The organism is Mycobacterium sp. IS-1556 (genome assembly GCF_001499985.1).
Lineage (GTDB): Bacteria > Actinomycetota > Actinomycetes > Mycobacteriales > Mycobacteriaceae > Mycobacterium.
This window is the reverse complement of sequence record NZ_LQIM01000001.1, coordinates 638482-645331: the sequence shown is the minus strand read 5'-3', so window position 1 is coordinate 645331 and position 6850 is coordinate 638482. Positions and strand designations below refer to the sequence as shown.

The window sequence follows — 6850 nt, the reverse complement described above, 5'->3', positions numbered from 1 at the left end:
CGGCGAACGCGCCGACTGGTGGTGGTACAACCCCTTCGAACCCCAACCCCCACCACCACCCAACTGAACCCGCCACCACGGCCGTCCGTAACGCCGCGTCAACGATAAACCAGTTGAGGCTCAACAGAGTTCGGCCTGAGTCAGCGCATGGCCAGATCACCGCAGCATGTAAGTCGCTGCGCACCCGACAGCCCGCTAGATCGCCGTTGGCCAGACCGCCGCGCGCTGGACCGCCGTTCGCTCGATCGCGCGGCGTCCGCGGGCATCGTTCGAAGCGTCAGCCAGCCGCCGTCTGACACCTCCTGACCCGCAGGATTAGACAGCCACCCCAGCGGGCACGCCTCCTCCAGACAATCAGGAGGCCCCCATGCGAGCAGTGACGTGGCACGGTCGGCGGAAGGTGTCCGTCGACGACGTGCCCGATCCCGCGATCAAGGAACCGACCGACGCGATCATCCGGGTCACCAGCACCAACATCTGCGGCTCGGACCTGCACCTCTACGAAGTGCTCGGCGCCTTCATGACTCCCGGCGACATCCTCGGCCACGAAGCGATGGGCATCGTGGAAGAGGTCGGCCGTGGGGTCAACGGTCTGCAACCCGGCGACCGCGTCGTGATCCCGTTCAACATCTCCTGTGGGCACTGCTTCATGTGCGACCACGGCCTGCAGAGTCAATGCGAGACCACGCAGAACCGCGATCAAGGCACCGGCGCCGCACTGTTCGGCTACTCCAAGCTCTACGGCGAAGTCGCCGGCGGACAGGCGGAGTATCTGCGCGTCCCGCAGGCTCAGTACACCCACATCAAGGTGCCCGAGGACGGGCCCGACGACCGCTACGTCTACCTCTCCGATGTGCTGCCCACCGCATGGCAGGCCGTCGAGTACGCCGCGGTGCCCGACGGCGGCACCCTCGTCGTCCTCGGCCTGGGACCGATCGGCTCGATGGCCTGCCGTATCGCGGCGCATCGCAAGGGCTGCAAGGTGATCGGCGTCGATCTGGTCGACGAACGAATCTCACGCGCCCGCGCCTACTGCGACGAAATCATCGACCTGCGCACCGACAACGCCGAAGAGGTCGTCAAGAGCCAGACCGACGGCCGCGGCGCCGACTCCGTCATCGACGCCGTCGGAATGGAAGCGCACGGTTCGCCCGTCGCCGAAACCATGCAGACCGCCAGCGGGTTCCTGCCCTCGCCGATTGGCCGCGTGGTGATGAAGAATGCCGGCGTCGACCGGCTCGCCGCGTTGAACTCCGCCATCTCCCTGGTCCGCCGCGGCGGCACCATCTCTCTGTCCGGGGTCTACGGCGGCGCCGCCGATCCCATCAACATGATGACGTTGTTCGACAAGCAGATTCAGCTGCGGATGGGCCAGGCCAACGTCAAGAAGTGGGTGCCCGACATCATGCCGCTGCTGACCGCCGAGGACCCGCTACGCCTCGAGCAGTTCGCCACCCACCGGCTTCCGCTGGACGCCGCACCCGAGGCTTATGCAAGCTTCCAGAAGAAGGAGGACGGCATGGTCAAGGTGATCCTCAAGCCGTGAGCCACATGGATCAATCAGAAGCACCGCTGCTCGACGCGCTGGTCGACTACCGAAAACGCAACCGCTACGGCTTCACCCCGCCGGGTCACCGGCAGGGGCGCGGCACCGACGCCCGCGTTCTCGAGGTGCTCGGCCGTGAAGCCTTCGCCGACGACCTGCTCGCCAACGGCGGACTCGACGACCGTCGCAGCAGCAACAAATACCTCCAGCACGCCGAAGACCTGATGGCCGAAGCAGTCGGCGCCGAGGTCGCCTGGTTCTCCACCTGCGGTAGTTCACTCTCCGTGAAGGCCGCGATGATGGCCGTCGCCGGCGGGGACGGCGGGCTGCTCGTCCCACGCGACAGCCACAAATCCATCGTCGCCGGCCTCATCTTCTCCGGCGTCCAGCCGCAATGGGTCACCCCGCGCTGGGACGCCCAGCGCCACTTCAGCCATCCACCGTCGGCGCAGGACTTCCGCGACGCCTGGGACCGTCATCCCGACGCAGCCGGAGCCCTCGTCGTCAGCCCCAGCGCGTATGGCACCTGCACAAACCTGTCCGAAATCGCCGAGGTCTGCCACGAACGCGGCAAGCCGCTGATCGTCGACGAGGCCTGGGGTGCACACCTGCCGTTCCATGAAGACCTGCCGACCTGGGCGATGGACGCCGGGGCCGACGTCTGCGTGGTGAGCGTGCACAAGATGGGCGCCGGTTTCGAGCAGGGCTCGGTCTTTCATCTGCAGGGCGACCTCGTCGACCAGGACCGCCTCTCGGCGTGCGCGGACCTACTGATGACTACCAGCCCGAACGTGTTGATCTATGCCGCGATGGACGGCTGGCGCCGGCAGATGGTCGAATGCGGCCGCGAATTGCTCGGCGACGCACTGGGACTCGCGCGTCAGCTACGCCAGGACATCGAGCTCATCCCCGACGTCGCGGTGATGGAGGACGAACTGCTCGGCAAAGAAGCGTCCCACGCCCTCGATCGCATGCAGATCCTGATCGACGTCTCCGCCACCGGCACGTCCGGCTACCAGGCGCACGACTGGCTGCGTGAACACAAGCAACTCGACGTCGGCATGAGCGACCACCGGCGCATCCTGGCGACCATGTCGTTCGCCGACAACAAGGCCAGCGCGGAACGGTTGCTCGACGCGCTGTGGGCGTGGCGCAAGCAGGCCAACCACTTCGATCCGCCCCCGCCGATGCACCTGCCGTCGCCCGAGGAGATCGAATTGGAAACCGTCGAACTGCCTCGTGACGCGTTCTTCGGGCCGGTCGAGGAGGTGCCGATCGAGAAGGCGAGCGGGCGCGTCTGCGCGGAGCAGATCACCCCGTATCCGCCGGGTATCCCGGCGGTCGTCCCCGGCGAACTGCTGAACGACGCGGTCCTCGACTACCTACGAACCGGGTTGAAAGCGGGCATGAACATTCCCGATGCGGCAGACACCTCGCTTGAGACAATCCGCGTCGTCGCCACCTGATACCTCTGGTTTCGGGTCGGTGGCTTCTGGCAACATTACCGACGAGTAAGAAGTTTCCTCCGACAGTCAGCAGGTGGGCAGATGACGGGAAGTGCGGAAATTTCGTTTATCGCGCAGGACGAGGGCGGTGGTGCCGCGCTCAACGAAGTGATCGGCCTCTCGGTCGCCGGCGCGGTGGTCGCGGCATTGCTGTTGTGGATCGGCTGGATGCACCGCAACCACAAGATCACCTGGTTGGCTCGCCTCGGCGACTGGTCCGGACGGCGGTTCAAGCGCCCGTCGTGGGTGGCCCTGCCGATCGCGTTGTTCATCGCGTCGATCATCTGCGCCCTGTTCGGCTTCATCTGGGACGTCAGCCTGCACATCGGCAACGGCCGTGACGACGGGGCGCTGGCCAATCCGGCGCACTACTTCATCCTGATCGGCCTGTTCGGCATCTTCGTCGCGGGCTGCACCGCGATGGTGCTGCCGTATGACCGGCCCGGCCCGTCCGCCGTGCGCATCACCGACGACTGGTACGCCCCGGTCGGCGGGATCGTGATGGCCGGTTGCGGGCTCTACGCGCTGATGGGTTTCCCGCTCGACGACATCTGGCACCGCATCTTCGGCCAGGACGTCACGCTGTGGGGACCCACGCACCTGATGATGATCGGCGGCGCGGGCTTTTCCACGTTGGCCGCGCTGTACCTGGAGAAGGAAGGCCAGCGCGTCCGGACGGAGGACACCCCACCCGACGGCATCGGCCTCAAGTTCGTGCAGTACCTGGCGTTCGCCGGCGTGCTCATCGGCGCGTCCGTCTACCAGATCGAATTCGACTTCGGCGTGCCGCAGTTCCGGCAGGTGTTCCAGCCCATGCTGATCGCCGCCGCCGCGGCGCTGGCACTGGTGGCCGCCCGCATCTACATGGGCCGAGGCGCGGCCCTGATCGCTGCGATCATCGCGATCGGGTTGCGCGGCCTGGTCGCGCTTGCGGTCGGTCCCATCCTCGATGCGCCGATCAACTGGTTCCCGCTCTATCTCGGGGCGGCAGTGGTCGTCGAACTCCTGGCACTGACCCCTCTGTTGAAGCGGCCTCTGGTGTTCGGTCTGGTCGCCGGCCTGGGTATTGGCACCGTGGGACTGTGGCTGGAATCGCTTTGGATCAACGCCGTCTATCACTTGCCGTGGCCCACCAGCATCTGGCCGGAAGCATTGGCCATGGCGGTGCCGGTCGCGGTGGGCGTCGGCGCCTGCGGCGCGATGGTCGGCATGGTGTTGACCTCGCAGCGGCTACCCCGCCGCGCCGTCGGGGTCGGCCTCGTCGTGCTGACGGTGTTGGCGATCGGCGGCGCAACGGCCAACGGACTTCGCTATGACGTCCCCGAAAGTGCCTCGGCGGCAATCACTCTCACCGAGGTCCCGAACGCCGAAGGGGAACGATACGTGACCGCGGACGTGCAGATCACGCCCGCAAACCTGGTGAGTGACGATCCTAACTGGGTTTCCGTGCTCGGGTGGCAGGGCGAATTGCCCAACGACCGCGGCATCTTCATCGACCACCTCGAACAGGTGGGGCCGGGGCACTATCGCTCCACCGAACCGATGCCGGTGTCCGGTACGTGGAAGACGTTGCTGCGCGTGCACGACGGGCGCACGCTGGCCGCGGTGCCGATCTACCTGGCGGGCGATCCGGGGATCGGCGCCGAAGAGGTGCCCGCCGAGGCGTCGATGACACGTCCCTTCGTCGCCGAGATCACGATCCTGCAGCGTGAGCGCAGCCCGGACATCCCCCAGTCGCTGTGGCTGATCGGCTGCCTGATTGTGCTGGTCTGCAGCCTCGCAATGGTCGCGGGCGTCACCTGGGGTGGCGGCCGGATCAACAACAGCGAACCGTCCGGCAGCGAAGCAGAACTACAGCCGACCGCCCAAGCATGATCGGCGACCCGGACGGCACAGATGTTGTGATTCTGGCCGACCATCCGGTGTGGCTTGCGGTGCCCGCTTTCGCCCCGGCGATCGTGGTCGCCGGGGTGGTGGTGTACATCGCGGTGAAGAACCGGCGCAAACGCGAAACCCGACCGACCGACGAAGGGACACCGTGACACCGACACTGCGCCGACGATCCGCAATAGGCATCGTGACCGCTGTGACGCTCCTGGCCGCCGGATGCGGCGGCTCGCAGAGCACCGAGACCGAAGCGGGCAGTCCGGCGCAGCCGACGGTGAGCCCGTCGGACATGCCCGATCAGCAGCGACCACCGGATCGGCTCACCATCGACATCACGATTGAGGGCGGCAACGTCACCCCCACCAACGCGCAGGCGCAGGGCAAGGTGAACGAGCCGATTGTGCTGCGGGTCAACAGCGACGCGGCCGACGAGCTTCACGTGCACTCGGTGCCTGAGCACACGTTCGAGGTGGCGCCCAAGCCCGGCCAACAGTTCCAGTTCACCGTGGAGGTGCCGGGCAACGTCGAGATCGAACTGCATGAGCTGAACCGCGTCGTCGCCACCGTCCAAGTTCAGCAGTGATGCCGGGGCCGTCGGTTTCCGTACTGGCCCACGGTCTCGGCGGTTCGACCGATCTGCCGATCCCTTTCACCTATGCGCTGATCGGTGGGGCGTGGGCGTTGACGTTCACGTTCGCGGTGGTCGCGCTCGCTTGGCGGAAGCCGCGGTTCGATCCGACGAATTCCGTTCGACCCCTTCCCCGTTGGGTGTCGACGGTGGTGGACGCGCCGGTGACCCGGTGGATTGTCGCGCTCGCAGGCTTGGCGTTCGCGGTGTGGGTGGGCATCGCCGCGGTCGCGGGTCCCCAGGACGAGAGGAACCCGCTACCCGGCGTGTTCTACGTCTTGTTGTGGGTGGGTCTGGTGGCGGTGTCGCTGGTCATCGGGCCCGTGTGGCGGGCGATATCGCCGGTGCGGGCGGTGCTTCGGCTGTTGGGCAGTCGTTCGCTGGGCCTGGCCTACCCCGCGTGGCTGGGGTACTGGCCGGCGGTCTTCGGCCTGTTCGCGTTCGTCTGGCTGGAACTGGCCAGCCCCGAACCGGGTTCGCTTACCGCCATTCGGATCTGGCTGCTGATCTACCTCGGCGTCACTCTCGCCGGTGCGCTCTGCTTCGGTGAGCGGTGGTGCGCGCGGGCCGACCCGTTCGAGGTGTACAGCGTGGTGGCGTCACGGCTGTCGCCCTTTCGTCGCGACCCCGACACCGGCCGGATCGCGATCGGCAACCCGTTCGACCACCTTCCGTCGCTGCCGGTGCGCCCGGGCACCGTTGCGGCCGTCGCCGTGCTCCTGGGATCGACTGCGTTCGACAGCTTCTCGGCGATGCCGGCGTGGCGAAACTTCGTCGACGACAACTCCTCGTCAGAGTTCACGGCAACCCTCATCAGAACCGCCGGCCTGCTCTCGTTCGCCGCGATCGTCGCCTGCACGTTCTGGCTCGCGTCGATCGCCACCGGCGGTGTCGACCGCGACCGTCGCCGCCGACTGCCCGGCCTGATGGCGCATTCGCTGATCCCGATCGTCATCGGATATGTGTTCGCCCACTATCTGACGTATCTGATCGAGCGTGGACAGCAGACCATCATCCTGTTGGCCGATCCGCTGGGCCGCGGCTGGAACCTCCTCGGTATAGGCAACGCCGAGGTCAGCTACTTCCTGTCCCAACATCCGACGGTTCTCTCGAGCCTCAAGGTCGGGTTCGTCGTCGCCGGTCACATCGCCGGCGTGGTCGCGGCGCACGACCGCGCGCTGCGGATCCTGCCGTCCGGCTATCAACTCACCGGACAACTCGCGATGATGCTGGTCATGGTGGGCTACACGTTCACCGGGCTGTACCTGCTGTTCGGCGGGTAGC

Annotated in this window: 6 protein-coding genes; all 6 read left to right on the top strand. The window is 66.7% G+C overall.

The window, feature by feature from the left end:
• The first annotated feature begins 367 nt into the window (after positions 1-367).
• The 6 genes from AU187_RS03110 to AU187_RS03090 all read left to right on the top strand — a co-directional run bounded on the left by AU187_RS03110 (position 368) and on the right by AU187_RS03090 (position 6849).
• Complete coding sequence (locus AU187_RS03110; RefSeq protein ID WP_059100288.1) at positions 368-1546, top strand: zinc-dependent alcohol dehydrogenase; 1179 nt, start codon at positions 368-370, stop codon at positions 1544-1546.
• A gap of 5 nt (positions 1547-1551) precedes the next feature.
• Positions 1552-3012 carry an aminotransferase class I/II-fold pyridoxal phosphate-dependent enzyme gene (locus tag AU187_RS03105; protein WP_059100289.1) on the top strand — a complete coding sequence of 487 codons (1461 nt, stop codon included), beginning with the start codon at positions 1552-1554 and terminating at the stop codon, positions 3010-3012.
• Between the two features lie 81 nt (positions 3013-3093).
• Positions 3094-4926: a hypothetical protein gene (locus AU187_RS03100; protein ID WP_059166210.1), complete on the top strand. Its 1833-nt coding sequence runs from the start codon at positions 3094-3096 to the stop codon at positions 4924-4926.
• The gene (locus AU187_RS25620) at positions 4923-5093 is read left to right on the top strand and encodes a hypothetical protein (RefSeq protein ID WP_172800131.1); all 171 of its coding nucleotides are present in this window, start codon (positions 4923-4925) and stop codon (positions 5091-5093) included. The genes AU187_RS03100 and AU187_RS25620 overlap by 4 nt, the downstream gene beginning before the upstream one ends.
• Positions 5090-5521, top strand: coding sequence for a hypothetical protein (locus AU187_RS03095; protein WP_059100291.1), 432 nt, complete (start codon positions 5090-5092; stop codon positions 5519-5521). The genes AU187_RS25620 and AU187_RS03095 overlap by 4 nt, the downstream gene beginning before the upstream one ends.
• Positions 5521-6849 carry a hypothetical protein gene (locus AU187_RS03090; RefSeq protein WP_059100292.1) on the top strand — a complete coding sequence of 443 codons (1329 nt, stop codon included), beginning with the start codon at positions 5521-5523 and terminating at the stop codon, positions 6847-6849. The genes AU187_RS03095 and AU187_RS03090 overlap by 1 nt, the downstream gene beginning before the upstream one ends.
• Position 6850: the final 1 nt, after the last annotated feature.

Excerpts from the sequence above, each read along its gene's own strand:
- AU187_RS03110 (WP_059100288.1), top strand. The coding sequence starts at position 368 with ATGCGAGCAGTGACGTGGCACGGTCGGCGGAAGGTGTCCGTCGACGAC.
- AU187_RS03105 (WP_059100289.1), top strand. The coding sequence starts at position 1,552 with ATGGATCAATCAGAAGCACCGCTGCTCGACGCGCTGGTCGACTACCGA.
- AU187_RS03100 (WP_059166210.1), top strand. The coding sequence starts at position 3,094 with ATGACGGGAAGTGCGGAAATTTCGTTTATCGCGCAGGACGAGGGCGGT.
- AU187_RS25620 (WP_172800131.1), top strand. The coding sequence starts at position 4,923 with ATGATCGGCGACCCGGACGGCACAGATGTTGTGATTCTGGCCGACCAT.
- AU187_RS03090 (WP_059100292.1), top strand. The coding sequence starts at position 5,521 with ATGCCGGGGCCGTCGGTTTCCGTACTGGCCCACGGTCTCGGCGGTTCG.